Raw genomic sequence first — 24872 nt, 5'->3', positions numbered from 1 at the left:
TTCTCCAGGGTCAGTCGGCGTCGGCCAGGTCCGCGAGGGTGTGCCAGATGTCGGCCGTGACGCGGACCGCACCGTCCGTGTCACCTTCGGCGCAGGCCTCGATCAGCCGCTCGTGCAGTCCGGCCGAGCGGCATGAGCCGCCCTCGCCGAAGCGTCGTCGCTCCAGTCGGCGGATGAGCGGGGTGTAACGGGAGATGGTGGCGGCGGCGGCGCGATTGCCGCTCACCCGCACCGGTACGTCGTGGAGTTCGTCGTCGGCGCGCAGGGCCGCGTCCACGTCACCGGCGGCCACGGCGGCGGCGAACCGGTCGTTGGCCGCACGCATCACATCAACGTCGGTGTCCCGCAGGAGGGGTACGGCGACCCGGGTCACCAACTCGTGCATGGCCCCGACCACGGCGGCGGCGTCCCGCACCTCGGCGGCCACGACCGGCGTCACCCGGGTGTAGCTCTGCGGCTTGCTCTCCAGCAGCCCCTCCTCCACCAGCCGCGAGAACGCCTCCCGTACCGGTGCGCGCGACAACCCGAGCCGCTCGGCGAGATCGGCATCCCGCACCACCGCGCCGGGCTCGATGTCACCGGCCACGATGGCGTCGCGGATGGCTTCGTAGGCGCGGTCGCGGAGGAGGGTGCGCGGGACGGGCCGTAGGGCTTCCATGCATCGAATAGTAGAACTGAAATGTTAGATGTCAATGGCTCACCCGCACCCTTGTCCGGACATGGGTGTGGCCCGCACCCCCCGTGGAAGTGCGGGCCACGCCTCCGCTCTCAGGCCGCCCAGGGCCAGTCCGCGTCCCGGGCCGCCTCCAGCAGCGGCACCATCCGGAAGGCCGCGTCCGAGAGGCCGCCGAAGGTGTGCCGGTTCGCCGTGCCGGACGGGCCGTGGCCTGCCCGGTATCCGGCGAGGTTCCAGGTGTAGACCGGCACCCCGGCCGGTACCTGCTCGGTCGGGTCACCGTGCCGGCTGTACGCGTACTGCTCGTCGGTGACGATCAGCACCCGGTCCTGGCCCCGGTAGTGCGAGCGGACCGCCGAGGTGGTGTCGGTACCGCCCAGGTCGCCGAAGCGGCCCAGGATCTTGAGCACCGACTCGCCCGCGCCGAAGTCCAGACGCCTGCTCGTGGTGCCGAACTCGACGAGGTCCGCGTCCGCCGCCCGCAGCGCGAGCGCCGTGCCGAAGATCGCCGCCGCGTCGGCCCGGTTCAGCTCCGAACGGTCGGACAGCCGCGAGTAGAACATCGAACCCGAGCGGTCCACGAGCACGAGCGTGCGGCCCGGCAGCGCGGGAACGTTGGCCAGCGAGTGGCCGAGTGCCTGCTCCAGCGGGTACGACCAGCGCAGCGAGGGCGCGTGCCGGTACGCGGCGAGGTACCGGAACGGGAACTGCCGCGAGCGCGCGACCTCCGCCGGGTCGCTGATCTTCGCCGCGACCCGGGCCGCGACCTCGTCGGAGACCCCGGCCTCGTCGAAGTTCCGGAGATTTCGGACGAGCGCCATCGAACCCATGGACGGGATGACCGCCTCCCAGGCCGCCTTGTCCATCGGCCCCTGGAGCCACCCGGCCAGCGCCTCCCACGTCATCCCGGCCGCCGCGAGCCGCTCGGCACCGTCGGCCGCCGTGACGACAGCGCGTCGCCGCTCGACCGGCAGCGCCATCAACTCGCGGTGCGCGGTGAGGACTTGGTTCGACGCGGGCGGTACGGCGGTGTCCGGGTGGTGCCGGCGGTCCAGCGCGTACTGGAACAGCTCGCCCTGCCACGCCTTGTCCGGGTCCGGCGCCGCGTGCACCAGGTTGAGGATGTCGCCGAAGCGGTAACCCTTGGACGCGGTGTCGTACTTGAGCAGCGACTTGCCGCCGTAGAGACGTCGTACGGCGTCGGCGACACCGCGCTTGACGGGCTTCGGGACGGCGCGGCCGTAGCGCGCGGTCCAGTACGCGAGCAGTTCGCCGGGCTCGTCCGGGCGGCGGAGCACGGAGTCGACGACCTGTCGGTTCGAGGGGCCGTCGGTGGCTCCGGCGTCGAGGCGGGCCTTCACGTACTCGGCGGCGCCCACGACGGCGGCCGTACGGAGGTTGCCCTCGCCGCGCAGCCAGCCGAGGAGGCCGGCCGTCCAGGCCGGGTCGGTGACGGCGAGCTCGCGCACGAGGGTCGCGAAGCGGTCGTCCCGGTCGGCGCCGGACTCGTAAAAGGTCTGCTGGGAAACGAAGTTGGCCACCGCGAGCAGGAAAAGCTCGGAGCGCGCGTCGCGCTCACTGCCACGGCCGCCCTGGTAGGTGCGGAGCACTCGGCCCGTGGAGGTGACGCGCGAAGTGGGCTGGATCTTCGCCGCCTTGGTGTTGAAACGCGTCATGGTGAATTCCCCCGAATTCCTTGGTGTTTCGGAGGAGGACGCAGCGGAAGGTGGATGCCCGAGATCAGAAAGCGGCGACGGACTTATCAGATGCTCTACCCAATTGAGCTACACCGACCCGAAGTCGATGACGGGACTCGAACCCGCAACCGTCTGGCCCAATGAAGTAACCGTTGCCTGCGCACCGGGCACCCACCATGAGCTGCGCCTCCCGAGATCAAGCCGGCCACGGTGTTGGATTCTTTTTCGAGAAGAAGTAACCGCGTCCTTCGCACCGGGAGGTGCGTTGCCTTTCTGATCTCAATGTAGGAGACGCAGCAGGAGGTCGCGAACGAATTAAAGGGTGGGCCTCTCGGCTCGCTCAGCAGGCGGGCAGGTCGAGACCGTCGCGTTGGCCCGGGTCGATCCAGACGGCGGAGATGAAGCCGAACCTGCCGTCGCCCCAACGAATGCCGTACCAGAGGTGGGTCTTGTCGAGCCCGGGGTTGTTGTCGTCGCGCGCGTTCCCGTCCTCGCCGTTGGTCGTGCGGTCGCCGTCGGTGCGGCAGGTGGCGGTGATCACGTCGTCTGTAGTGAGCTGGGTGTCTGGGAGGGCGCAGCCGTTGTCCGCGCAGAAGTTCTTGGTCACCGTGGAGAGGTAGGCCGGGTGGTCGTCGTCGCGCATCTGGGTCGGGCCGTTGGTGACCTTGTTGTAGACGGTGAGCTGCCGACTTACGGGGGCCTCCGAGGGGGAAGACGTCGGAGAGGGCGGAGGGGCCTCCACCTCCTTGATCGTGAACGAGCCCTCCACCGTGCGCCCAGTCGATCCGTCGACGAGTTCCGTGGTGTACATCCCGGCGGGGTCGCCCTTGCACGGCCACTTCCAACCGACGGAGCCGTCGGCGGCCACAGTGCCGGAGTCGCTGTCGAGCGGATAGAGCGACCCGTCGGGACGAGTGGCGGAGATCGCGTACTGGCCGCCCGGCGTGAACTCCGCGCTGCGGTTGGACAGTTCACCGCCCTGGCTGGTGCAGGTTCCTGTCACGTCGAAAACGAGTGGCTTCGGGGGTGGTGCCGGCGGGTCCTTCTCGTAGCCGATGCTGGGGCACTCAGAGGTGCCGTACGTCTGGTCCTTGACCAGGTCCGACCACACCCAGCCCTCCCGCCCATGCGCGGCTCCGCTCGTAACAGTGACCTTGAACCATTTCGCGGACGGCTCGACCGTGTTGCCTTGCTCGTCCTTCCTGGGTTCCTCGTCTGGTGGGGGCGTGGTGCTCACCCAGCACTGCATGGTCACGGTGGTGCCGTTGTCCAGCCCCTCCAGGGCCATGCAGTCGAGACTCCAGGGGTTCTGCCCGAGCGGCTTGTCGGCACCGGCCTGCGGGCAACTGCGCAGGGTCACCTTGCCGTTCGCGCCGTTCTTGTCGTCCTCCAGACGCGTGTGCACGTACGGTGTTCGGGCGGCCGAAACGCCCGCGTCCGAGGCCCGTGCGGGTGCAGGTGCAGGTGCAGGTGCGCTGGAGGGCTCGGCCGGGGATCCCGGCGCGGCGGAGGCGAACCGGAGGACGGTGCCGGTGCCGCCGATCAGTGCCACGGTGGCGGCAATCGCCGTCAGGCGTCGGTTCATTCGCATGCGCGTCTCCTTCGGATGTGGGCGAGGCCGGATGTCAGTCGACCTTGTCCACCTGGAACGTGTCGTGAGCGGTCTTCCCCGTGGTCGTGTCGGTGACGGCGATGCTGTAAACGCCCGATGCGTCCTTCGCCTCGCAGGTCCAGCCGGTGTGCAGGGCGCCTTGCGCGGTCGCCGTGCCGCTGCTGCCGTATGACAGGTCGTAGGGTCGGCCACCAGGTTCCGTCACCGTCACCGTGTACTGCTTGTTCGGTGTGAATCCGCCGGAGGAGACGGCGAGTTGGTCGCCTGGGGCGGTGCAGGTGCCGGTGATGTCGACCCAGGGCGTAGTGCTGTCGGACTTGTCGGTGTTCCAGGGGAGGAAGGGCACCATCGCGACAGCGACCGCGGCGAGGGCGGCAATCGCCGCCCCGATGATGGTCGCGAGCGCCGGAGTCATCCGCCGTCGCTGGCGGTCTTCCGGGGTATCGCCCGGCGTAGGGCTTGAATCGTCGTCTCCGGGTTCTTCCGCATCGCGCGGGCGACGGGCAGGGACAACTCCGCTGCTTTCCGGCGTCGGTTCGGGCTGCCCCGCGGCGAGTTCCTTGCGCAGCAGTTCGAGTTCGGCCGCATCGCAGCCGGGCATGGTGAGCCAGGCAGACTCAGAGAATCCCTTGTCCGGGATCTCGACCTGAATGGGGATGAAGTTGCGCTCTTCAAGACTGCCCAGGCGCTGCTCGACCAGGCTGTGGAGCCGGTCGTCGATGACTACAACGAGCGGTCGGTGCGGGAGGAGTTCAAGGGCGGCACGGCTCTGCCGGCAGTCCAGGAAGCGTTTGGCGGTGATCGGCGCGGCCCCGACGAGACCATCACCGACCCGCCGACTGACGCCCTCTACCGCAGCCATCCGCATCCGGGAGCGGGCCTCCTCGGTGCGGCGCTCGTTGGCCCTGCCGAGTTCGACGGCGAGCGTCGGGACATAGCGGTCCAGCAGGTCCAACCCGCTGACGGTGTAGGGCCAACGGACCAAGTCGCCGTCGCCGTGGTTCTGGACAAAGGCCCCGTCCGAGTCCAGTCGGGCGTTGTGCACGGCGCGGGAGCGGGCGCTCCGTACGGTCGACAGTTGGTCTTCCTGGGCGTATGGCACGTTGTCGCTCCACCGCCTCAGATCGTCGTCGGTGTGGACGCGCTGAACGGGTCCTTCGGCGTGCTCCGGCGTCATCTGCCGTTACCCCCTGGAGGAGTGACGAGTCGTGGTGTTCGCGGTGCAGCGAGCAAGGAGGGCACCGCGGGACAGCAGTATGTCGATCCGCTCATCTCATGCCAAAGCACGCCGTCACGTGACGGCGTTCCCGTAACAGATGACTAAACGTCGGCGAAGGCGCGCAGCCTCGGCAGGTCCCGCACCACGATCCTGCGGTAGCGGACAGTAACGAGTTCCCGGTGCTTGAGCTCTTTCAAGGCGCGGAACGCGGTGGATTCACTCGCCCCTATCAGTGCTCCCCACTCGGTCTGGGTGAGGTCCACGCCGATCTCCAGGCCGTCACGAAAGGTGGGCGTACGAACCCCGTAGTCCTCCGCCATGTCCGCGATCACCCGCGCGAGCCGGATCTCCGCGGTGAATCCCGCGAAACCGGCGCGCCGGCGGGTCGCCGCAATGAGTTTGCGGGCCACGGAGGCGGTCAGCAGCATGTGCGCGTCCGGCAAGATCCGGATCACATCAAGGAAACGACGGCCTTCGACCTTCACGGCCAACACTGGTTCGCGGCCCCGTACCTCGACGGTGGCCGTGCGCCGGAAGCCCTCCAGTGTGGCGAGTTCACCGATGACATCGCCTCCGGCCCGGACCGCGATCAGGGTTCGCTTCTTCGTTCTGGTGCGCGTGGTGACCTTCACCGTCGAGGACAGCAGGAGGAAGACATCGGTGTCCGGTCCGCCTTCGGTGACCAGTACCTCTCCCCTGCCAAACTCGACCGGTGCGCCAGCGTCGAGGACAGCCCACAACTCGTCGTCGTTCAGTCGGGCCAGAAAGGTTCCCCCGCCCCAGGTTCTACGGTGCCGGCGTAGCAGGCCGGTCAGGTTCTGCGCGTCGATCCGCTCCACTGGGCCTCCCTCACCGACACCGTCGCGGTGTGGGCATTGTCCTGCTTCGGAATGCCGGAGGAGGGCGTTCCGGACAGAACATGAGATGCCACACAGATCGGGCCGACAAGCGCTTTCGCCCGTCGGCCCGTCAGATCGTGGTGGAACCGGTCAGCGCTTCTGCCGCTTCCAAGGCCCCGTGATCGCGAGCATGATCCCCGGAGTCTGGATGTTCGCGTACAGGGTCTTGCCGTCCGGGGAGAACGTCACACCCGTGAACTCGCTGTACTCCGGCTTCTCTTCGGTGCCGATGTTGAGTTCGTTGCGGGCGATCGGGTACGTGCGCCCGCTGTCCGTCGCGCCGAACAGGTGCTGGACGCCCTCGCCGTCCTCGGCGATGACGAGGCCGCCGTAGGGAGAGACGGTGATGTTGTCGGGGCCGTCGAACGCGCCGTCCACGGACGGGTCGGGGTTGACGCCGATCAGGACCTTGAGGGTGAGGGTGCGGCGCTTGGGGTCGTAGAACCAGACGGCGCCGTCGTGCTGGACGGGGCTCTCCGTGCGGGCGAACGAGGAGACGATGTACGTGCCGCCGTCGCCCCACCACATGCCCTCCAGCTTGCGGGCGCGGGTGATCTCGCCGGTGGCGAACTGCTTGCGGACGGAGGTCGTCTTCGCGTCGCGGTCGGGGACGTCGACCCAGTCGACGCCGTAGACCGTGCCGATCTTCGTGGCGCGGGAGAGGTCGTCGACGAACTTGCCGCCGGAGTCGAAGCACTTGAAGGCCTGGAGGACGCCCGCGTCGTCGGCGAGGGTGCGGAGCTTGCCGCGGCCGTGGTGGAAGTGCTCGGGCGGGGTCCAGCGGTAGAGGAGGCCGTTCGGGCCCGACGCGTCCTCGGTCAGGTAGAGGTGGCCGCGCTTCGGGTCGACGACCACCGCCTCGTGGGCGTAGCGGCCAAGTGCCTTGATCGGCTTGGGGTTCCGGTTGGCGCGGCGGTCCACCGGGTCGACCTCGAAGACGTAACCGTGGTCCTTGGTGAAGCCGTTGGTGCCGGCCTTGTCCTCGGTCTCCTCGCAGGTGAGCCAGGTGTCCCAAGGGGTGTTGCCGCCCGCGCAGTTGGTGACGGTGCCGGCGATGCCGACCCACTCGGCGACGTGGTCGCGGCGGACCTCGACGACCGTGCAGCCGCCGGCCCCGGCGGGGTCGTAGACGAGGCCCTCGGTGAGCGGGACGGGGTGGGGCCATTGGGCGCGGGGGCCGGCCAGCTCGTGGTTGTTGACCAGGAGGGTGGCGCCGCGCGGGCCGTCGAAGGTGGACGTGCCGTCGTGGTTGGAGGGGGTGAACTCGCCCGATTCCAGCTTGGTTTTGCCGCTGTAGGTGATGACGCGGTATTTGAAGCCGGCGGGCAGGGCGAGGATGCCGTCCGGGTCGGGGATCAGCGTGCCGTAGCCGACGCCGGTGTGCCCGTGTCCGTGTCCGTGATCGGCCGCCGACTTCTCGTCGTAGGTGTCGGTGGACGCGAGGGCGTTGGGCGCGGTGGCGAGGGCGCCGACGCTGCCCGCCAGCGCGACCCCGGCACCGGTCATCGCGGACTTGGCGGTGAAATCCCTGCGGGTGAGCGACATACGTGTCTCCTGTGACGGTGGGTGTGCCGTGGAGGGTGGCGGACCTCGGTCGGCGCCACGCTTCCGCCCATGTCTGAACACGAGTTGAACACCGGCCGACTTCGCCGGGCCCTCTTCCATGAATCCGTAAGAGCCGACCCACGAAGCCGTATGCACTCAACCATGGAACTCAAAAGTCCCGCAGGGTGGATCCGGTCAACTTCCTTGCTGGGAACGCGCCTTGAACGCCGCCTTCCGCGCTTCCTTCGCGATCCGCTTGTCCGGGTGCAGGCGTCCCATCGCCTCCAGGACGTCCGCGGTCGCCGGGTGGTCGACCCGCCAGGCAGCCGCGAAGAACCCGTTGTGCTGCTGGGCCAGCCCCTCCACCAGGGCCTGCAACTCCTCGGAGTTGCCCTCGGCGGCGAGCTGCGCGGCGACCGTGTCGACGGTGAGCCAGAAGACCAGGTCCTCGGAGGGCGCGGGGACGTCGCTCGCACCGTGCTCGCTCAGCCAGACCCGGGCGAGACCGCCCAGCTCGGGGTCTTCGAGCACCTCGCGCAGCGCCGGCTCGGCCTCGTCGCCGACGAGGGAGAGCGCCTGCTGGCAGAGCAGCCGTCGTAGCGGCGCGCCGGTGTCGGCGCCGCGGGCGGCGGCGAGCAACTCCCGTGCCGCGGCGAGGGGTTCACGGCCGGCCAGCCACTGCTCGGTCTCGGCCCGCGCGGCCGCCTGCGGGAACGTCGACGTCCCGTCGAGCAGCGCGTCCGCGCCCTTGTCCGCGAGATCTCCTACGGCGGGGGCGGCGAAGCCGGCCTCCAGGAGGCGGGCGCGGAGGCCGTAGAGGCCGAGGGGGGTGAGGCGGACCATGCCGTAGCGGGTGACGTCGGTCTCGTCGACGGGTGCGGAGGGTCCGTCCGTCAGTTCGTCGGGGTCGGCCATGAGTGCCTCGTCGACGGGCTGGTACTCGACGATGCCGATCGGTTCGAGGAGCCGGAACTGGTCGTCGAGGCGCATCATCGCGTCGGAGACCTGTTCCAGGACGTCGTTGGTGGGCTCGCCCATGTCGCTGGGCACGATCATCGACGCGGCGAGCGCGGGCAGCGGGACGGGGCCGTCGCCGGGGCCGTCCTCGTTGACGGTGAGGAGGTAGAGGTTGCCGAGGACGCCGTCGAGGAACTCGGCCTCCGCCTCGGGATCCCAGTCGAGTGACGAGAAATCGACCTCGCCGCCCTCGTCCATGGCGTCGACAAGACCGTCCAGATCGGGCACGCTCGCGTCCGCGAGGAGGGTGTCGAGGGCGCCGAGCCACACCGTGAGGACGTCGCCGGGCGAGCCGGAGGTGAGCAGCGCCAGCTCCTCGCCGGTCGCCACGGTGCCCTCCTCCTCGTCGACGACCTCGACGAGCCCGGTGTCCACGGCGACCCGCCAGGCCTCGCTCGCGTCGGCCGCGGCATCCTCGCCGGTGAGCCCGAGCAGCTCGGCCGCGGCGGGCAGCTGCTCGTCGACAAGGCTGCCACCGGCGTCGATGCGGGTGTCGGGGCCCGCCCAGCGGGCGAGCCGTGCGGCCCGGGCGAGCAGGGGTGTGGACAGCGCGTCGCGCGCCAGCTCCGCTTCGGAGTGCAGCCGCACCGGCGGCAAGGGGGAGCTGTCTGACATCGGTGGGTTCTCCTAGGCGCCTCGAAGGCCGTACGACGGCTGTACGACCGCCTTACACGACACACGACTCAGCCGCTCAGCCTAGACGGATTTCGACCCATGCCGCCCGGTTCATGTTCCGGCCACGAGGAGTACATGGCTGAAACCTTGACAACTGGGCGGCGCCGCAATGAGATTGACGCGCGTAGAAATGTCATGGACACCCATTCCAGGTAAGTTCTACGCGCGTCGCCACCGCCCCACCGGTTCGCGGCTCCCACCGCCGTATCACCTGTTCTCACCTGTTCCTGTTGTTCCATCACCCTCGTCCCGGCACTCATGCATGTCCCCGGAGGGATCCCGTTGCCGAGCAAGTCCTCCGCGCGCCTCGCCGCGCTGACCGTCGCCGCCGTCTGTTCCGTGGCGTCCACGATCGTTCTCACCTCGCCCGCGCACGCCGACAGCGTGCGCATCCATGACATCCAGGGCACGACCCGGGTGTCCCCGTACGCCGGCCAGAAGGTCGCGGACGTACCGGGCATCGTCACGGGCGTCCGTACGTACGGCTCGTCGAAGGGGTTCTGGTTCCAGGACGCGACCCCGGACGACAACCCGGCCACCAGCGAGGGCGTCTTCGTCTTCACCAGCTCCACGCCGAAGGTCGCCGTCGGCGACTCGGTCACCGTCTCCGGCACGGTCTCCGAGTACGTGCCGGGCGGTGCCTCCACGGGCAACCAGTCGCTGACCGAGATCACCAAGCCGACGGTCACCGTCGTCTCCAGCGGCAACGCCGTACCGGCCGCCACGGTGATCAGCGACCGGTCCGCGCCGAGCAGGTACACGCAGGCCGGCGACACCGCCGCGAGCGATTCGATCAACGCGCTCGCGCTCCAGCCCAAGAAGTACGCCCTGGACTACTACGAGTCCCTTGAGGGCATGAACGTCCAGGTCTCGAACGCCCGTGTGGTCACCGCGACCGACCCGTACGCGGAGCTGTGGGTCACGGTGAAGCCGCACGAGAACGCCACCCAGCGCGGCGGCACGGTCTACGGCTCCTACGACTCGCAGAACGGCGGCCGCCTCCAGATCCAGTCCCTGGGCGCGACGGCGGACTTCCCGGTCGTCAACGTCGGCGACAAGCTCACCGGCACCACGGCCGGCCCGCTGGACTTCAACCAGTACGGCGGCTACACCCTCGTCGCGAACGAGATCGGCGCCGTGAAGAGCGCCGGCCTCAAGCGCGAGACGACGAAGAAGCAGTCGCGCAGCCAGCTCGCGGTGGCGACGTACAACGTCGAGAACCTCGACCCGTCGGACGGCACCTTCGCCGCGCACGCCGCCGCGATCGTGAACAACCTCCAGTCCCCCGACATCGTGTCCCTGGAGGAGATCCAGGACAACAACGGTGCGACGGACGACGGCACGGTCGACGCGAGCGTCACGGTCAACAAGCTGATCGATGCGATCGTCGCGGCGGGCGGCCCGAAGTACGACTGGCGCTCGATCAACCCGGTCAACGACCAGGACGGCGGCGAGCCCGGCGGCAACATCCGCCAGGTGTTCCTGTTCAACCCGGAGCGGGTCTCCTTCACCGACCGCGCGGGCGGCGACTCGACGACCGCCGTCGGTGTCACCAAGGTGCACGGCAAGGCCCAACTGACCGCGTCCCCGGGCCGGATCGACCCGGCCAACGCGGCCTGGAGCGCGAGCCGCAAGCCGCTCGCGGGCGAGTTCGTCTTCAAGGGCAGGACGGTCTTCGTGATCGCCAACCACCTGATCTCCAAGGGCGGCGACCAGCCCCTGACCGCGCAGTACCAGCCGGTCACCCGCAGCTCGGAGACCCAGCGCCACGCGCAGGCGACGGCGGTCAACGCCTTCGTCAAGGAGATCCTCGCCGCGCAGAAGGACGCGGACGTCATCACGCTCGGCGACATGAACGACTTCGAGTTCTCCGACACCGCGAAGATCCTCGAAGGCAAGGGCGAGCTGTACTCGGCGATCAAGTCCCTGCCGAAGAACGAGCGTTACACGTACGACTACCAGGGCAACGCGCAGGTCCTGGACCAGATCCTGATCAGCCCGTCGATCCGCAAGGACTGCTTCGAGTACGACAGCGTCCACATCAACTCGGAGTTCAACGACCAGATCAGCGACCACGACCCGCAGGTGCTGCGCTTCCAGCCGTAGCACCTACGGGGTGGGCCACGGGGGCTCACGGGGGGGGTGGTTGGACGGGGTCTCGCCGACTTGCACCAGGTCAGACGAAGGCCCCGTCCAGCCAGTTCCGCCAGGCGAGTTCGTTCGTCTTGGCGTCGGCGTCCGGGGCGAAGTCGTGGACGCTGATGCCGACCGGGGCGCCCCAGTGGTTGCGCCCGAAGAAGCGGATCAACGCGCTGTCGGTGCGCAGTCCGATGAAGTACGGGCTGCGGAAGTCGAGTACGGCGTCCAGGAGTTGGCCCTCGGGCCCGCGCGCCCGGACCCGTGCTCCCTCATTGGTGTCGTCCGCGAGGCCGAGCGCCCGGCCGACAACTCCGAAGGCGTCGGCGGCGGTTGAGGCTTCGGGACCGTCGAATGTCGCGAACGCGACCGGGCGGCCCGCGAAGTGGGTGACGTACTCCCGCAGGGTGTGCAGGTAGAACGCGTTGTGCTTGCTCGCGCCGTCGTACTGGTTGTCCCAGTCGTCGGTGAAGATCCCGCTGTGCACGTACCGCACCCAGGCCCGCCGGCCGCCGTCGCGGGGCTCGATGGTCTCGTCGATCTGGTTGAGACTCTGGGTGGGGAAGCCGACGTCCTCGCTGAGGGCGGTGAGCCGGTGCGGCGGGTCGAAGTTGGTGAGCGTGGATCCGAAGGGCCCGACCCGCTTCTCCCCGTCGAACTCCATCGGCCACAGCCACCCGCCCGTACCGGACGTGATGGCGTCCCACACCTCCCCCGGCGTGGCGTCGACCTCAAACTCGTAGACGATCTCGAATTCCTTGGACATGACTGGCTCCTGAGTCCTACTGGTCCAATTCCGGTACGGGCAGCGGCTGTTCCTTCAGCGTGGGGTGGACGGCCACGACGATCCGGTGGTCGCGTCCCTCCTCCGCGTCACCCGCGTCGTACTTGCGGATGAGGGCGCTCACCCCGGCGGTCAACTCCTGGATGAACGCGGCCCGGTCGGCGGCGGACGCGAAGCGCACCTCGCCGTCCAGCGCGTAGGTCGCCAGCCGCTGATGGGCCTTGGTCGCCCCGGTGATCAGCGAACCGACGTCCCGCACCAGCCTGGCGCCGAGCGCCAGCAGCCACCGTGCGGAGAGCTGGTCGCGGAACCGGTCCGGGTCCGGCTGCACGGCGGCGAGCGCGAGCGGCGAGATGACGTACGACGCGGCGGTCGCCCGCATCACCCGCTCGGTGACATTGCCCTTGCGCCGCTCGCCGTCCAGCTCGACCAGGCCGTGCCGCTCCAGCGCCTTGAGGTGGTAGTTCACCTTCTGCCGGGGCAGTCCGACCTTGCCGGCCAGCATGGTGGCCGACGCGGGTCCGGCCGCCAGTTCGGCGAGCAGCCGGGCCCTTATGGGGTCCAGCGAGACGGCTGCGGCCTCGGGGTCCTCGATCACGGTGACGTCCAGCATGCGTCCACCGTCTCACCGAACACTTTTTTTGTCCAGGTGGGTGGGATTGTCGGCGGAAGCCGGGGCGCCGGTCAGTCAGGGACGAGGCCGAGCGCGTGGTCGTAACGGCTGACCGTGGTGCTCTTCAGTCCCGGCCAGGTCTGGACGCGTTCCCAGAGTGCGGTGGCGGAGCCGATGCCGTCGCCGGGGGCGGCGAGGGCCTCGATGTGGGCCTGGGCGCTGTCCCACTCGGCGTAGTTGAGGACGCGGGCGCCGTCGGTGGAGAGGTGGAAGTGGGCGGAGATACCGCCGGGGTGCGGCGCGGGCTCGTTCTCCAGGGCCTCGAACACGGCGTCCACCCAGGCGCGTTGGCGGTCGGGGTGGGGGCCCTCGAACACCACGTCGACGATCACGACGCAACCGGGGACGCGCCTGGGGATGCGCCCATCCCGGTCTGTCAGGGTGCCGCCGCTGCGGTAGTGGCGATAGCGGCCGAGGCCGAGGCGTTCGATGCCCGGTACGGCGGTGTCGATCTCGTCGACGCGCTCCTGGCGGTGGGTCTTGACGAAGGTCTCGTACGCCGGCTCGCTCGTCCACTGCGAGTAGTGCAGCAGGGTGGAGGCGTCGTGGCCGGTGTAGACGTGGTAGCCGAGGAGGTCGTCGGCGGGCCAGGGCCGGCGTTCCCAGGCGCCCGCGATCGCCTCGACGGACTGCCGTTGGCGCAGGGGTGTGCCAACGCGCCAGGTGCTGAAGAAGGGGGCGCCGACGCGGGGGTCGGCGAGGTCGGGGTGGGAGTCGGTTCGGCGGGTCATGCGGGCCTCCGGTGATCGGTACGGGTGTGTACCGACCAGCCTTCAACCTCGACCGGAGTTGAGGTCAAGGCCCGCCTTGTTGCTGTCCCCCGCTCCCTTCCAGACGCGCCAACCGGCTCTGGAACCAGTCGAGGCGGGCCTGCAACAGGGCGGCCTCCGCGACGAGTTCGGGCACGCCGAGTCCTTCGGGAAGTCCGGGGTCCACGGTCGCCGTCTCCCCGTCGCTTCCCGCCGCCACCCGTAGCCCGTCCCCGGCCCGCCGGGCGAACTCGGCGAGCGAGACGGACGTACGACTGCGGACGCAGCCCGCGCAGGCGGCGGCCAGGGCGCGCCAACCGGGCCTGCCCCAACCGGCGTCGGCGAGGGCGACGGCTCGGGCGCCGCAGGCGCAGGGGCCGACGGTGGCGGCGCGGACGCGTTGGCGGGCGTAGCGGAAGCCGAGTTCGAAGCGGATGTAGGCGCCGAGCACGGTGATGTCGAGGAGGACCGCCGCGCGGTGCTCGGCGGTGCACAACAGGGCTTCCGCCGCTGCCCGTTCGTGCACGCAGTGGAAGCCGCAGTCGCAGAGTCGCGCGGGCGAACGGTGGCGGCGGCCGTAGACGCAGGACGCGTCGGCCACGACTCCGTACGGCAGCGCGCCGCCCAGCGACACACCGGTGAACCCGGCCCGGGTGCCGTCCTGGGACAGCACCGGGTGGGCGATCTTGAATCCGGTCGGCGGCTCCGTCGGGCGTTCCTCGGGGAGCCGCAGCCTCATCGGGCGGCCGGGACCTCTTCGGGCGCCTTCTCCTCCGTGAACTCCGCGATCCTCTCGGGGAGTTCGAGCTCCTCCTCGTGGATCCGCTGCCGCTCTTCGGCGACTCCGGTGGCCAGTGCCTTGCCGAGCTTCATGACGCCTCCCGTGACCAGGGGTGGATCAACTTCCCACGTCCGTGACCTTCCTGGCCATGGTGACCCATGAGGGGGTCAATTGGACATAGGGCCTTGATGCTCGGGGGGCTAGTAGGGGCCGCCCCGGAAGTAGAGACTCCTGTACGGCCGAGGGCGGTCGCCGTGTTCGTGGGCGGCGTCGGAGCGGTCGGCGGGGGCCGTGCGCCCGGCCAGGCCTCGCAGCGTCTCCAGACCGGCCAGGAGCTCGGCGCGGTGCTCGGAGGTCTTCATCCAGGCAGGCAGCCGCGCGAACATCGCCCTCGTCGGCGACAGTCCGCCCCGCTCGCGCAACCGCGCGCCCACATAGGCCGAGAGGGCGTCGACGTGCACCTCGCTGTAGGCCCACAGGATGTGACCGACGCAGCGGGTCTGCAACCAGAGGGGGCGCCCGAAGAAGGGGTCCTCGGTGCCGCCCGGCGCCACGCCGATCAGGGCGTTGTCCCGCGTCGCGGCCGCCCAGTCGGCGACGGCCCCGCACCCGGCGCACGCCAACCGGCGTGGCTGGTACAGGAGTTCCGTGGCGTACCGGGGCGCGGGCAGACCAGGTCGCGGGACGACGAGCGCGCGGCCGCCGCAGCGGGGACAGACCACCAGCACGCGGTCGGTGAAACGGGCCAGCGGGACGCCGTGGTCGCGGTGGCGTACGGAGTCTTCGGCGTCCCCTTCCTCGTCGGGCCGCCGTGCGGGATCCCCCGTGCCGCCCCTCCCCGTCACACCGCCCCCATCTTTCATCGCCACACCACGCCACGCCACCCATTCCGCAGCATCACTTATCGATATCCGGTAGAAGAATTAAGTGGTGCTTCACTGTCGCTCTGCCGAGACTACTCCCATGACGACCGCAGCCCGACCCGCCCCTCCTCCCTTCGGCCGCGCCCTGTGCGCGATGATCACCCCCTTCACCGAGGCCGGGGAACTCGACCTCCCCGGTGCCCAACTCCTCGCCGGGCGGCTGGTGTCGGAGGGCTGTGACGGGCTCGTGCTGTCCGGGACGACCGGGGAGTCGCCGACCACGACGGACGCGGAGAAGGCGGCGCTCGTCACCGCCGTCCGCGAGGCCGTCGGTGATCAGGTCCCCCTCGTCTCGGGCGTCGGCACCTTCGACACCCGGCACACCGTGGAACTCGCCCTCCAGGCCGAAAAGGCGGGCGCGGACGGGGTGTTGGTGGTCTCGCCGTACTACAGCAGGCCCCCGCAGGACGCCCTGGAGGCGCACTTCCGCGAGGTCGCCGACGCCTCGGGACTGCCCCTCGTGCTCTACGACATCCCGGGCCGCACCGGCACCCGTATCGAACCGGAGACCATGATCCGGCTCTCCGAGCACCCCAGGATCGTCGCGGTCAAGGACTGTTCCTACGACTTCCTCGGCACCCAAAAGGTGCTGGACCGCACGGAGTTGGCGTACTACGCGGGCTGCGACGAGCACATCCTCGCGCTGTACGCGGTGGGCGGGGCGGGCTATGTGAGTACCGTCGCGAACGTCGTCCCGGCTCAACTCCGGGCGATCCTGGACGCGTTCGAGGCGGGCGACACCCCCGTGTCCGCCCGCCTCCAACAACGTGCCACGCCGCTCATCGAGTTGATGATGTCGGCGGGGCTCCCCGGCACCGTGACGGTCAAGGCCCTGCTCAACTCGCTGGGCCTGCCCGGAGGTTCGGTCCGGGCCCCGCTGCGGCCCGCCGGCCGGGACGCGGCCCGTGAACTGCTGGCGGCGTACGAGGAGTTCGTGGCCGCCTGACCGGCACGCGGTCGGTCAGCGCTCCGCGAACACGGGCTCCCACCGTCCGGAGCTGTTGTCTGGATCGGTGCCGCTGTCCTTGCGGAAGCCGCTCAGCGGTACCTCCTTGTCGCTGCCGATGGTGACCAGCACCAGCCGCTGGTGGTACTCGCTCTCCTTCGCCCCCTTCCCGATGTCCCAGGCGATGAGGGACCTGTCGTCGGCCCAGGCGAGCAGTTGCTGCCCGTGGATCTCGGTCTTCCTGCCGGTGGTCGCGTCGACGACGTAGGACGAGGTGTGCCACTTCTTGCCCGCGAAGTCACCGGCGACGAGGTTGCCGCTGGGCGAGTTCCACGCGTCGACGTACCAGACCAGGTACTTCGCGTTCTCCGGTACGGGCTCGGCGGCACCCGTGAGGTCCCAGAACTGCTTGCCGATGTTGCCCATGGGGTTCCCGGCCCAGATGTACCTGCCGTCCCGGGTGAGGGCGAAGTCCTGGCGGGAGTTGATGAAGCCGGCGCCCATGGGGTCGCTCGCGTCGCCACCGAGCTTGACCTCGCTCCAGGAACCGTTGCCGGAGCCCACGTCGAGGACGTAGAAGCCGGTGCGGCTCGACGGCTCCTTCCCGCTCCAGGCGTTGGAGCCCTTCGGCTTGACCATTTGGTCGGGGTTCTCGCCGTAGGTCGTCGCGACGAGCTTCCGTCCGTCGCGCGAGAACTCTAGCCCCGCGACCCCGTGGTCGACCTGGATCCACCTCTCGACCTTGCCGGTGGCCAGGTCGAGCAGGCCGATCCGGGAGGCGGGCAGGGTCTTCTCCAGGACGGCGGCGGTCTTCATGCCGGGGGCGACGGCGACGACGGACCACCGGGGGGCCTTCACGTACTTGCCGGTCTTCGGGTCGAGCAGCCGGTAGGCGCGCTCCGAGACGGCCTCCGTGGCCGACCGCTTGACGGTGGTCGGAACGTAGTAGGCGGCAACTGCCGTGTTCCCGGCCGCGATCAGGTCGCGCGGCGGCGACTGGCTCGGGTGGGCTTTGACTCCCTTCTGCTCCACGACACCCGACGGACGGACGTCGTCCTTCCCCGAGTCCAGCAGCGGCACGGCCACGGCGATGGCGACCACGGCGGCCGTGGCGGCGGCGACGCTCGCGAGCCTGCGGTTGCGGCGGCGCCGGCGGACGGCCAGTACCCAGTCGGCGAACCCCGGTCCCGCCGGGGGCTGTTCGGCGGCCTGCTCGCGCAGCGCGTCGCGGAGGAGTTCCTCGACGTTCACGGACGCACCTCCACGGGTGAGTAGTCGCGGGACGGCTGGAGCTCGACGTCGGCGAGGCCCAGAGCGGCCAACTCCGGTGCGAGGACGCGCAGTCGGGCCAGGGAGCGGTGGGTGGTGGACCGTACGGTGCCCACGGAGCAGCCGAGGAGGCGGGCCACGTCGGCCTCGGGCAGGTCCTCGAAGTAGCGCAGCACGAGCACGGTGCGCTGGCGGGCGGTGAGCCGGGACAGCGCCTGGCGCATGACCAGGCGCAGTTCGGCCGCGGCGGCCGCGTCGACACCCGCGCCCGCCTCGGGCGGCTCGGCCACGCTGACCTCGCGCCTGCGCCATTTCAGGCGCCAGCGGCTGACCTGCTGGCGGTAGAGGATCCGCCGTACGTAGGCCTCGGGTTCGTCGATCCGCTGCCACCGTCCGGCCGCTTTGGCCAGGGCGTTCTGCAGCAGGTCCTCACCGGCGTGCAGGTCTCCCCCGCAGAGCAGCACGGCCGTCTTCAGCAGGGCCGACGACCTGTTGTCCACGAAGTCCCGGAAACTCTCCAGCCCTTCGGCATTCATCGTCACCTTCTCTTCCCCCGGCGGAGCCCGTGCCCCACCCCTGTGTTCGTTGTGACGCTCGCGGGGGTGCCTGGCTATGCCTGCCGCCGCGAGAAATTTCCACCCGCCCCACACGACCACTCCCCTACGGTGGCCACATGAGCCGCCGCCCCCTGCTCTTCCTCGACGTCGACGGCCCCCTCAACCCGTACGCCGCCCAGCCGGAACGCCGCCCCGAGGGCTACAGCACGATCCGCGTCACCGTGCCCGACCGCCGCCGCCCCCTACGGGTCTGGCTGAACCCCGCGCACGGCCCGGCACTCCTCGGGCTCGGCTACGACCTCTGCTGGGCGACCACCTGGATGGCCGCCGCGAACCGCTGGATCGCCCCGGTCGTCGGCCTGCCCGAGCTGCCGTACGTCGACTTCGGCGACCGTCTGTTCGCCGAGCGGCCCGACGGGGTCCACTGGAAGACGGAGGCGATCGTGGCGTACGCCGAGGGCGGCCCGTTCGCCTGGGTGGACGACGAACAGAGCGCGCCGGACGGCGAGTTCGTGACCGCCCACCATCCCGGCCCCGCGCTGCTGCACCACGTGAACCCCCGACTCGGGCTGCGCGAGGGCGACTTCGCGGCGCTGGCGGAGTTCGCGGTGGCCGTGCGGACATGAGTGAGCGCCCTCCCGGTGAACGGAAGGGCGCTCGACTCACCTGACGGCGCTGCTAGTTGTGGCTGTGCAGGATCTCGTTCAGGCCGCCCCAGACCGCGTTGTTCGGGCGCGCCTCGACCGTGCCGGTGACGGAGTTGCGGCGGAAGAGGATGTTGGAGGCGCCGGAGAGTTCGCGGGCCTTGACGATCTGGCCGTCGGGCATCGTGACGCGGGTGCCGGCGGTGACGTAGAGACCGGCCTCGACGACGCACTCGTCGCCCAGCGCGATCCCGACACCCGCCTCGGCGCCGACCAGGCAGCGCTCGCCGATGGTGATGCGGACGTTGCCGCCGCCCGACAGCGTGCCCATCGTGGACGCGCCGCCGCCGATGTCCGAACCGTCGCCGACCACGACACCGGCGGAGATCCGGCCCTCGACCATCGACGTGCCGAGCGTGCCGGCGTTGAAGTTGACGAAGCCCTCGTGCATGACGGTCGTGCCCTCGGCCAGGTGCGCGCCGAGGCGGACCCGGTCGGCGTCGGCGATGCGGACGCCCTTGGGGGCGACGTAGTCCGTCATGCGCGGGAACTTGTCGATCGACGTCACCTGGAGGTGCAGGCCCTCGGCGCGCGCGTTCAGCCGCACCTTCTCGACGTCGTCCACGGCGACCGGGCCGAGCGAGGTCCAGGCGACGTTGGCGAGGAAGCCGAACATGCCGTCCAGGCTCTGGCCGTGCGGCTTGACCAGGCGGTGCGAGAGGAGGTGCAGGCGCAGGTAGACGTCGTGCGCGTCGAGCGGCTTGTCGTCGAGGGAGGCGATGACCGTGCGGACCGCGATGACCTCGACGCCCCGGCGGACGTCAGGGCCGATCGCCTTGGCCGCACCCTCACCGAGCAGCTCCACGGCACGCTCGGCGGACAGGCTCTCCGTACCGGCGGGCCCGGGTCGGGCGGACAGTTCGGGCGCGGGGAACCAGGTGTCGAGTACGGTCCCGTCGGCGGCGACGGTGGCGAGCCCGGCGGCAACGGCGCCGGTGGTGCGGGGTGCGGTCGTGTCGGTCATGAGGGAAACCTAACCTGGCGGGGGCGGCGGGGACCAACTCGTGCGCGGGGCGTCTCAGAGAACGACACGCACGGGCTCGTAGTACGGCGGCAGGGTCCGACTCAGCCGCGTTCGCCGGCCTTGTCCACCACCGCCCACGCCGCAGTCGAACTACCGCCGACGACCGTGCCGTCCAGGAGCATCCGCGTCCCCGTGATCCGGTACGTCTGCGGGTCGAACAGCCACTGATCCGCCTCCCCGGACTTCAGGGCGCCGCTCCTGACATAGGTCAGGACGATCACCCGGCGCCCGGCGGCGTCCTTCACCAACTGGTCGGTGACCTCGCCGCCGGGCAGGGTCGCGAGCGCGCGGTAGAGCGAGGCCAGCCCCTTGGACGTCATCAGATGGGCGCCCAGGAGGACGCTGATCCCGGTGTAGTCCGACTGGGCCTGGGTCCGCCCCTTCTGGTCGGCGATGGCGTTCTTGTGCCGGAGGAACTTCACGGTCTGCTCACCGCCGGCGGGCAGCGCCGTCAGGACCCGGCACATCTCGCGCGGCGAACGGTCGTCGCCCTCCCCGCCGTTCTCCAAGTGCATGGGGGTGACGATGAGTTGGGGGCGCTGTCCCTTGCGGGCGATGTCCTCGGACGCCGTCGCGGTGCCGTCGTAGCGGATCCAGCTCGGCATCTCGGTCACCGCCGCCACGGGGGCCTCCGACATCTGGAGGGTATAGATCCACTGATCGGCCCTCGGTACGGCGGAGTCCGGCTCCTTCTCGACCAAGTCGGCCGCCCGCTCCAGGAGTTGGGCCGCGCTCAGCCCCTTCAGGCTCACGTTCGGCGTGCCGGCGGGCTCCACCTTCCGGCTGCCGGGGGCGGTCCCGCTCAGCAGCACGGTGACGGTGACGGCCACGGCGGTGACCGCCGCCACCACCGCGACGATCACGAACTCCCGGCGCCGCCACAGCACTTGGTGCCGCCCGCCGGCCCGTGCCGACTCGGTCAGCCGCGTACGTCCCGCCACGAGCCGTCCGCGGTCGGGCACCGGCGCTCCGGCGCGCGGCTCGCGCACCTGCGTCATCTCGTCCATCGCTACGCCACCTCCGGCGCGTCGTTCACGAATGCGGGATCGGCGCCCAGTGCCGAACGCACCTTGCGCCGCGCCCTGTTGAGCCGGGAACGGACGGTGCCGACCGGGATGCCCAGCGCCTCGGCGACCTCCTGATAGGTGAGATCGGCCCAGGCGACGAGCAGCAGCACGTTCCGGTCGCCCGCCGAGAGCGCGGCGAGGGCACCGGCGAGCGGACCCTGCGCGGCGATCCGGCTGTCGGCGTCCTCGACCCAGGAGTCCCCCCAGGACGCGGCGACGGGGTCGCGCCCGGTGCGGGCCAGCGCCTTGAGCGCCCGCACCTCGGTACGGCGCTGCTTGCCGATGAGGTTGCCCGCTATGCCGTACAGCCAGGGGCGGGCGTTGGCCCGAGTGAGGTCGTAGCGCGAGCGGATGCGGAACGCCGTGAGGAACGTGTCGGCGATGAGGGTCCCCCCGCGCGAGCGCATTCGCGCGTGGGGGAGTCATCGGCCGCGCCGTCGCCCAACCGCCGTGCCGCGTACCGGTGGATGTCCGCCGCGTACCGGTCGTAGAGCAGGGCGAACGACTCCGGCTGCTCCAACGACCGGGCGACGACCTCCGCGTCGTCGCCGTCCCGCGCCGTGCCCGGCGGTGGTCCGCTCACCAGGTCTCCCCCGATTCGTCAGTAGCGTCGACGGCGTCGAACTGCCGTCGTGTCGGCCCCTGTTACCCGGTGGGGGTCGAAGAGTTCACGGAGCCGAAGAGTTCCCGAGGGGGCTGCGGGAAAGTACTTCAGTCCTCCGCAGGCCGCGGAATCACCCGCCCCAGCACCTCCCGCGCATACGCCTCGTCGTACACCGCGCCCGTCAACAGCACCTGTAGACAGATCCCGTCGATCAGCGCGACGAGCGCCCGCGCGGTCACCGGGTCGGTGCGCCGGGCCAGTTGGTCGGCGAGGTCGCGACCCCACTCGTCGGCGACGGGGCGCAGGGCCGGGCGACGCAGGGCGGCGAGGTACAGCTCGTACTCCAGCTCGACGCCGGTGCGGTCACCCGCGAGCCACTCCCCCATCCAGCCGGCCAACTCCCCGGCCAGGTCCGTCCGCGGGTCCTCAAGACCACCCCGCGAGGCGATCACCTTGGCGAAGGCCTCGTTGGCCTGACGCAGGGCGGCGACCATCAGTTCGTCGAGGGTCGTGAAGTGGTACGTCGTCGAGCCGAGCGGAACATCGGCCTCGGCGGCGACGGAACGGTGGCTCAGTCCGGCGATGCCCTTGGCCCCGACCACCCGGATCGCCGCGTCGATGATCCGCTGCCGCCGCTCGGGGTCGTAGCGCCGGGCCATCAGTGCGTGCGTCCCTCGACCATCATCAGTGCGCACCGCCGAGGTTGAGGACCACGACCCCGACGATGATCAGGGCGATGCCGGCGGCCTTCGCGAGGGTCATCCCCTCGCCGAGGAACACCGTCCCGATCCCCACGATGGCGGCGGTGCCGAGGCCCGCCCAGATCGCGTAGGCCGTACCCACCGACATGGACTTCAGCGTCTGCGCGAGCAGCGCGAAGGAGAGCACGTATCCGAGGACCGTGAGGACCGACGGCCACAGCCGGCTGAAGCCGTGGCTGAACTTCATGGCGGTGGTGCCGCCCACCTCCGCGGCGATCGCCGTGAGGAGCATCAGGAATCCCATGTGTACGAGTGTACATAACGGAATCTCGTAGAAACCGCTCACTGAAACGGCTGCTCGGACGCCTCTCGCTCCACTACTGTTTCACCGTTCACACACCTGGCTTTCACGGTCACTGCCGTCGCCATGGGCGCCGCTGGAGGAACAGCGCATGCCAGACAGTTCACCCCCGTCTTCCCCCAACTCCCCCTGGGAGAACGGCTGGAACCCCGACACCTCCCGGGCCCCCGGAACCCGCCGGCTCTATCTGGCCGGGGTGCTCGCCGTCACCACGATCGTCGTGTGCGTCACGGCAATCGTCGTGACGGACAAGCAAACTGACGACACGTCACGCACGAAGAAGGCGGATTCGACGACACCGGCGGGTGCGGACGGCCCCGGTCTGCTCTCGTACGCGTCCCCGTCGAAGCAGCGCACGCCGACGCCCGACGAGCACAAGTCGAACTCGGGCTCGGCGAAGACGCCGGGCAGCACCACGTCGACCGCCACCTCGGGACACAGCTCGAAGCCCGCCGCGAAGTCACCGTCCCCGTCCAAGTCGACGTCCTCCCACGGGAGTTCATCCGGCTCGCACGGATCGTCGGGCTCGTCGGGCTCCTCGTCCTCCACGGCCTGGAAGTCGGTCCGCTCGGTCAACTACCCGGACCGCTACTGGCAGGTGAGCGGCGACTTCGTCAAACTCAACCCGGCCACCTCCACCGCGGCCCGCCGCGCCGCCACCTTCAAAGTGGTCAAGGGCCTTGCGAACAGCTCCTGTTACTCCTTCACGACGGCCGGCGGCACCTATCTCCGCCACCGCAACTTCATCCTCCGCGCGGAACGCAACGACGGCTCCCCCCTCTTCAAACAGGACGCCACCTTCTGCCCCCGCCCGTCGCCCTACTCCGGCGCGGTGATGCTGGAGTCGGTCAACTACCCGGGCCGCTTCCTCCGCCACCAGAACTTCCAACTCAGGCTGGACCGCTACCAGGACAGCACCCTGTACCGGTCGGACTCGGCGTTCCGATTGGTGGCGGGGCTCAACTAGGCGGGCTCAACTAGGCGCGCTCAACTAGGGGGCGCGTCACGAAAGGCGATCAGCGAGGCCTTGGGCCGCAGGACGCAGAACTCGTTTCCCTCCGGGTCGGCGAGCACCACCCAGCCCACGGCCTCGCCCTGCCCGACATCGGCCCGCCGCGCCCCCAGCGCCAGGATCCGCTCGACCTCGGTCTCCTGGTCATCCGGCGCGAGGTCGAAGTGCAGCCGGTTCTTGACGGTCTTCGGATCGCTCACCGGCATGAAGCAGATGCCGGTCTCCGCGAACTCCCCTGGCCCGATGACCACTTCGCGCGGTTTCTCGGACAGCACCCGCCAGTCCAACACCCCGCACCAGAAACGGGCGAGCCCGGGAAGGTCGTACGCGTCGACAACGACGTGATGCAAAGAAACGGCCATACCCCAAAGGTATGGCCGTTCCCGGTGAGCCCGAAGGCTCAGAGCTGCTCAGGCAGGCTCACACGTTCTCAGACGTTGAACCCCAACGCCCGAAGCTGATCGCGGCCGTCGTCCGTGATCTTGTCCGGGCCCCACGGCGGCATCCACACCCAGTTGATGCGGAGTTCGTTGACGAGGCCGTCCGTCGCGGACTTGGCCTGGTCCTCGATGACGTCCGTCAGCGGGCAGGCCGCCGAGGTGAGGGTCATGTCGATGGTGGCGATGTTGGCGTCGTCGATGTGCACGCCGTAGATCAGGCCGAGGTTGACGACGTCGATGCCCAGTTCGGGGTCGACGACGTCGAGGAGGGCCTCGCGGACCTCCTCCTCGGAGGCGGGCTTGATCTCCATGGTCTCGGTGTCACTCATGCCGTCTTCCTTTCCGCGTCGGAGTCGGCTCCGCCCAGGGCCTGGGCCGTCGCGTCCTTCCACGCCATCCAGCTGAGGAGGGCGCACTTCACCCGTGCCGGGTACTTGGAGACACCGGCGAACGCGATCGCGTCCTCCAGTACCTCCTCCATCGCGTCGTCGGGCTCGATCCTGCCCTTGGACTGCATCAGCTCCAGGAAGGTCTCCTGGATCTTCTGCGCCTCGGACAACTCCTTGCCGACGAGGAGGTCGTTCAGCACGGAGGCCGATGCCTGACTGATCGAGCAGCCCTGGCCCTCGTAGGAGATGTCCGTGATCTGCTCGCCGTCGTACTTCACGCGCAGCGTGATCTCGTCGCCGCACGTCGGGTTGACGTGGTGCACCTCGGCGTCGCCATCCCGCAAGCCCCGGCCGTGCGGGTGCTTGTAGTGGTCCAGGATGACTTCCTGGTACATCGAATCCAGCTTCACGG

The 24872-nt window shown here is 69.9% G+C and carries 26 protein-coding genes and 1 pseudogene; 4 read left to right on the top strand and 23 right to left on the bottom strand.

Going from position 1 to position 24872, the window contains the following annotated elements; all coding sequences use genetic code 11:
- Positions 1-10: 10 nt before the first annotated feature.
- The 7 genes from OG194_RS36205 to OG194_RS36175 form a co-directional block, all read right to left on the bottom strand.
- A complete protein-coding gene (locus OG194_RS36205; RefSeq protein ID WP_327404968.1) occupies positions 11-658 on the bottom strand; it encodes a GntR family transcriptional regulator in 648 nt (215 codons plus the stop codon).
- Between the two features lie 110 nt (positions 659-768).
- Positions 769-2352 carry a TROVE domain-containing protein gene (locus OG194_RS36200; protein ID WP_327404967.1) on the bottom strand — a complete coding sequence of 528 codons (1584 nt, stop codon included), beginning with the start codon at positions 2350-2352 and terminating at the stop codon, positions 769-771.
- A 361-nt stretch (positions 2353-2713) separates the two neighbouring features.
- Complete coding sequence (locus tag OG194_RS36195) at positions 2714-3964, bottom strand: hypothetical protein (protein WP_327404966.1); 1251 nt, start codon at positions 3962-3964, stop codon at positions 2714-2716.
- A 34-nt stretch (positions 3965-3998) separates the two neighbouring features.
- Positions 3999-4940, bottom strand: a complete 942-nt coding sequence (locus OG194_RS36190; protein WP_327404965.1) for a hypothetical protein — start codon at positions 4938-4940, stop codon at positions 3999-4001.
- Between the two features lie 365 nt (positions 4941-5305).
- A complete protein-coding gene (locus OG194_RS36185; protein WP_327404964.1) occupies positions 5306-6043 on the bottom strand; it encodes a Crp/Fnr family transcriptional regulator in 738 nt (245 codons plus the stop codon).
- A 150-nt stretch (positions 6044-6193) separates the two neighbouring features.
- The gene (locus OG194_RS36180; protein ID WP_327404963.1) at positions 6194-7648 is read right to left on the bottom strand and encodes an alkaline phosphatase PhoX; all 1455 of its coding nucleotides are present in this window, start codon (positions 7646-7648) and stop codon (positions 6194-6196) included.
- 195 nt (positions 7649-7843) lie between these two features.
- Complete coding sequence (locus tag OG194_RS36175) at positions 7844-9280, bottom strand: hypothetical protein (protein WP_327404962.1); 1437 nt, start codon at positions 9278-9280, stop codon at positions 7844-7846.
- 342 nt (positions 9281-9622) lie between these two features.
- Here OG194_RS36175 and OG194_RS36170 point away from each other — a divergent pair, with 342 nt between their 5' ends.
- Complete coding sequence (locus tag OG194_RS36170) at positions 9623-11446, top strand: endonuclease/exonuclease/phosphatase family protein (protein WP_327407330.1); 1824 nt, start codon at positions 9623-9625, stop codon at positions 11444-11446.
- 70 nt (positions 11447-11516) lie between these two features.
- Here OG194_RS36170 and OG194_RS36165 read toward each other — a convergent pair whose 3' ends face one another.
- The 6 genes from OG194_RS36165 to OG194_RS36140 form a co-directional block, all read right to left on the bottom strand.
- Entirely contained in the window at positions 11517-12242 is a 726-nt protein-coding gene (locus OG194_RS36165; RefSeq protein ID WP_327404961.1) for an SRPBCC domain-containing protein, read from the bottom strand.
- A gap of 16 nt (positions 12243-12258) precedes the next feature.
- Positions 12259-12873 carry an ArsR/SmtB family transcription factor gene (locus OG194_RS36160; RefSeq protein WP_327404960.1) on the bottom strand — a complete coding sequence of 205 codons (615 nt, stop codon included), beginning with the start codon at positions 12871-12873 and terminating at the stop codon, positions 12259-12261.
- Between the two features lie 71 nt (positions 12874-12944).
- The gene (locus tag OG194_RS36155) at positions 12945-13664 is read right to left on the bottom strand and encodes an antibiotic biosynthesis monooxygenase (RefSeq protein ID WP_327404959.1); all 720 of its coding nucleotides are present in this window, start codon (positions 13662-13664) and stop codon (positions 12945-12947) included.
- Between the two features lie 64 nt (positions 13665-13728).
- Positions 13729-14421, bottom strand: a complete 693-nt coding sequence (locus OG194_RS36150) for a hypothetical protein (RefSeq protein WP_327404958.1) — start codon at positions 14419-14421, stop codon at positions 13729-13731.
- Positions 14418-14555 carry a hypothetical protein gene (locus OG194_RS36145; RefSeq protein ID WP_327404957.1) on the bottom strand — a complete coding sequence of 46 codons (138 nt, stop codon included), beginning with the start codon at positions 14553-14555 and terminating at the stop codon, positions 14418-14420. Before OG194_RS36145 ends, OG194_RS36150 begins: the two co-directional genes overlap by 4 nt.
- Before the next feature lie 108 nt (positions 14556-14663).
- Positions 14664-15308, bottom strand: a complete 645-nt coding sequence (locus OG194_RS36140) for a hypothetical protein (protein ID WP_327404956.1) — start codon at positions 15306-15308, stop codon at positions 14664-14666.
- 118 nt (positions 15309-15426) lie between these two features.
- Here OG194_RS36140 and dapA point away from each other — a divergent pair, with 118 nt between their 5' ends.
- The gene (dapA, locus tag OG194_RS36135; protein WP_327404955.1) at positions 15427-16332 is read left to right on the top strand and encodes a 4-hydroxy-tetrahydrodipicolinate synthase; all 906 of its coding nucleotides are present in this window, start codon (positions 15427-15429) and stop codon (positions 16330-16332) included.
- Between the two features lie 15 nt (positions 16333-16347).
- Here dapA and OG194_RS36130 read toward each other — a convergent pair whose 3' ends face one another.
- Entirely contained in the window at positions 16348-17583 is a 1236-nt protein-coding gene (locus OG194_RS36130) for a WD40 repeat domain-containing protein (RefSeq protein WP_327404954.1), read from the bottom strand.
- Positions 17580-18137: a SigE family RNA polymerase sigma factor gene (locus OG194_RS36125; protein WP_327404953.1), complete on the bottom strand. Its 558-nt coding sequence runs from the start codon at positions 18135-18137 to the stop codon at positions 17580-17582. Before OG194_RS36125 ends, OG194_RS36130 begins: the two co-directional genes overlap by 4 nt.
- Positions 18138-18274: 137 nt before the next feature.
- Between OG194_RS36125 and OG194_RS36120 the strand changes: the two genes are divergently transcribed.
- Positions 18275-18784, top strand: a complete 510-nt coding sequence (locus OG194_RS36120; RefSeq protein ID WP_327404952.1) for a hypothetical protein — start codon at positions 18275-18277, stop codon at positions 18782-18784.
- A 52-nt stretch (positions 18785-18836) separates the two neighbouring features.
- Here OG194_RS36120 and dapD read toward each other — a convergent pair whose 3' ends face one another.
- The 5 genes and pseudogenes from dapD to OG194_RS36095 all read right to left on the bottom strand — a co-directional run bounded on the left by dapD (position 18837) and on the right by OG194_RS36095 (position 22562).
- Complete coding sequence (dapD, locus tag OG194_RS36115) at positions 18837-19826, bottom strand: 2,3,4,5-tetrahydropyridine-2,6-dicarboxylate N-succinyltransferase (protein ID WP_327404951.1); 990 nt, start codon at positions 19824-19826, stop codon at positions 18837-18839.
- 101 nt (positions 19827-19927) lie between these two features.
- Positions 19928-20893 (bottom strand): CU044_5270 family protein, encoded by a 966-nt coding sequence (locus tag OG194_RS36110; protein ID WP_327404950.1) that lies wholly within the window; start codon positions 20891-20893, stop codon positions 19928-19930.
- 2 nt (positions 20894-20895) lie between these two features.
- Positions 20896-21536: pseudogene (locus OG194_RS36105) on the bottom strand (RNA polymerase sigma factor).
- A 128-nt stretch (positions 21537-21664) separates the two neighbouring features.
- Positions 21665-22216 (bottom strand): TetR/AcrR family transcriptional regulator, encoded by a 552-nt coding sequence (locus OG194_RS36100; RefSeq protein WP_327404949.1) that lies wholly within the window; start codon positions 22214-22216, stop codon positions 21665-21667.
- 25 nt (positions 22217-22241) lie between these two features.
- A complete protein-coding gene (locus OG194_RS36095; protein WP_318015597.1) occupies positions 22242-22562 on the bottom strand; it encodes a DMT family transporter in 321 nt (106 codons plus the stop codon).
- Between the two features lie 148 nt (positions 22563-22710).
- On the opposite strand from OG194_RS36095, the gene OG194_RS36090 reads away from it, so the two are divergent.
- Positions 22711-23586, top strand: coding sequence for an AbfB domain-containing protein (locus OG194_RS36090; protein ID WP_327404948.1), 876 nt, complete (start codon positions 22711-22713; stop codon positions 23584-23586).
- A 20-nt stretch (positions 23587-23606) separates the two neighbouring features.
- Here the strand turns inward: OG194_RS36090 and OG194_RS36085 are convergent, their stop codons facing one another.
- From OG194_RS36085 to sufU, 3 genes are all read right to left on the bottom strand, one after another.
- Positions 23607-23993 (bottom strand): VOC family protein, encoded by a 387-nt coding sequence (locus OG194_RS36085; RefSeq protein ID WP_327404947.1) that lies wholly within the window; start codon positions 23991-23993, stop codon positions 23607-23609.
- Between the two features lie 68 nt (positions 23994-24061).
- Positions 24062-24400 (bottom strand): metal-sulfur cluster assembly factor, encoded by a 339-nt coding sequence (locus tag OG194_RS36080; protein WP_019060535.1) that lies wholly within the window; start codon positions 24398-24400, stop codon positions 24062-24064.
- Entirely contained in the window at positions 24397-24870 is a 474-nt protein-coding gene (sufU, locus tag OG194_RS36075) for a Fe-S cluster assembly sulfur transfer protein SufU (RefSeq protein ID WP_019060534.1), read from the bottom strand. Before sufU ends, OG194_RS36080 begins: the two co-directional genes overlap by 4 nt.
- Between the last annotated feature and the right edge of the window lie 2 nt (positions 24871-24872).

The organism is Streptomyces sp. NBC_01288 (assembly GCF_035982055.1).
Classification (GTDB): Bacteria; Actinomycetota; Actinomycetes; order Streptomycetales; family Streptomycetaceae; genus Streptomyces.
Note: the sequence above shows the minus strand (reverse complement) of the source record. Positions and strands in the feature narration are given on the sequence as shown.

Coding starts and splice junctions, on each gene's coding strand:
- OG194_RS36205 (WP_327404968.1), bottom strand. CDS start 658: ATGGAAGCCCTACGGCCCGTCCCGCGCACCCTCCTCCGCGACCGCGCC.
- OG194_RS36200 (WP_327404967.1), bottom strand. CDS start 2,352: ATGACGCGTTTCAACACCAAGGCGGCGAAGATCCAGCCCACTTCGCGC.
- OG194_RS36195 (WP_327404966.1), bottom strand. CDS start 3,964: ATGCGAATGAACCGACGCCTGACGGCGATTGCCGCCACCGTGGCACTG.
- OG194_RS36180 (WP_327404963.1), bottom strand. CDS start 7,648: ATGTCGCTCACCCGCAGGGATTTCACCGCCAAGTCCGCGATGACCGGT.
- OG194_RS36175 (WP_327404962.1), bottom strand. CDS start 9,280: ATGTCAGACAGCTCCCCCTTGCCGCCGGTGCGGCTGCACTCCGAAGCG.
- OG194_RS36165 (WP_327404961.1), bottom strand. CDS start 12,242: ATGTCCAAGGAATTCGAGATCGTCTACGAGTTTGAGGTCGACGCCACG.
- OG194_RS36160 (WP_327404960.1), bottom strand. CDS start 12,873: ATGCTGGACGTCACCGTGATCGAGGACCCCGAGGCCGCAGCCGTCTCG.
- OG194_RS36155 (WP_327404959.1), bottom strand. CDS start 13,664: ATGACCCGCCGAACCGACTCCCACCCCGACCTCGCCGACCCCCGCGTC.
- OG194_RS36150 (WP_327404958.1), bottom strand. CDS start 14,421: ATGAGGCTGCGGCTCCCCGAGGAACGCCCGACGGAGCCGCCGACCGGA.
- OG194_RS36145 (WP_327404957.1), bottom strand. CDS start 14,555: ATGAAGCTCGGCAAGGCACTGGCCACCGGAGTCGCCGAAGAGCGGCAG.
- dapA (WP_327404955.1), top strand. CDS start 15,427: ATGACGACCGCAGCCCGACCCGCCCCTCCTCCCTTCGGCCGCGCCCTG.
- OG194_RS36125 (WP_327404953.1), bottom strand. CDS start 18,137: ATGAATGCCGAAGGGCTGGAGAGTTTCCGGGACTTCGTGGACAACAGG.
- OG194_RS36120 (WP_327404952.1), top strand. CDS start 18,275: ATGAGCCGCCGCCCCCTGCTCTTCCTCGACGTCGACGGCCCCCTCAAC.
- dapD (WP_327404951.1), bottom strand. CDS start 19,826: ATGACCGACACGACCGCACCCCGCACCACCGGCGCCGTTGCCGCCGGG.
- OG194_RS36110 (WP_327404950.1), bottom strand. CDS start 20,893: ATGGACGAGATGACGCAGGTGCGCGAGCCGCGCGCCGGAGCGCCGGTG.
- OG194_RS36100 (WP_327404949.1), bottom strand. CDS start 22,216: ATGGCCCGGCGCTACGACCCCGAGCGGCGGCAGCGGATCATCGACGCG.
- OG194_RS36095 (WP_318015597.1), bottom strand. CDS start 22,562: ATGGGATTCCTGATGCTCCTCACGGCGATCGCCGCGGAGGTGGGCGGC.
- OG194_RS36090 (WP_327404948.1), top strand. CDS start 22,711: ATGCCAGACAGTTCACCCCCGTCTTCCCCCAACTCCCCCTGGGAGAAC.
- OG194_RS36085 (WP_327404947.1), bottom strand. CDS start 23,993: ATGGCCGTTTCTTTGCATCACGTCGTTGTCGACGCGTACGACCTTCCC.
- OG194_RS36080 (WP_019060535.1), bottom strand. CDS start 24,400: ATGAGTGACACCGAGACCATGGAGATCAAGCCCGCCTCCGAGGAGGAG.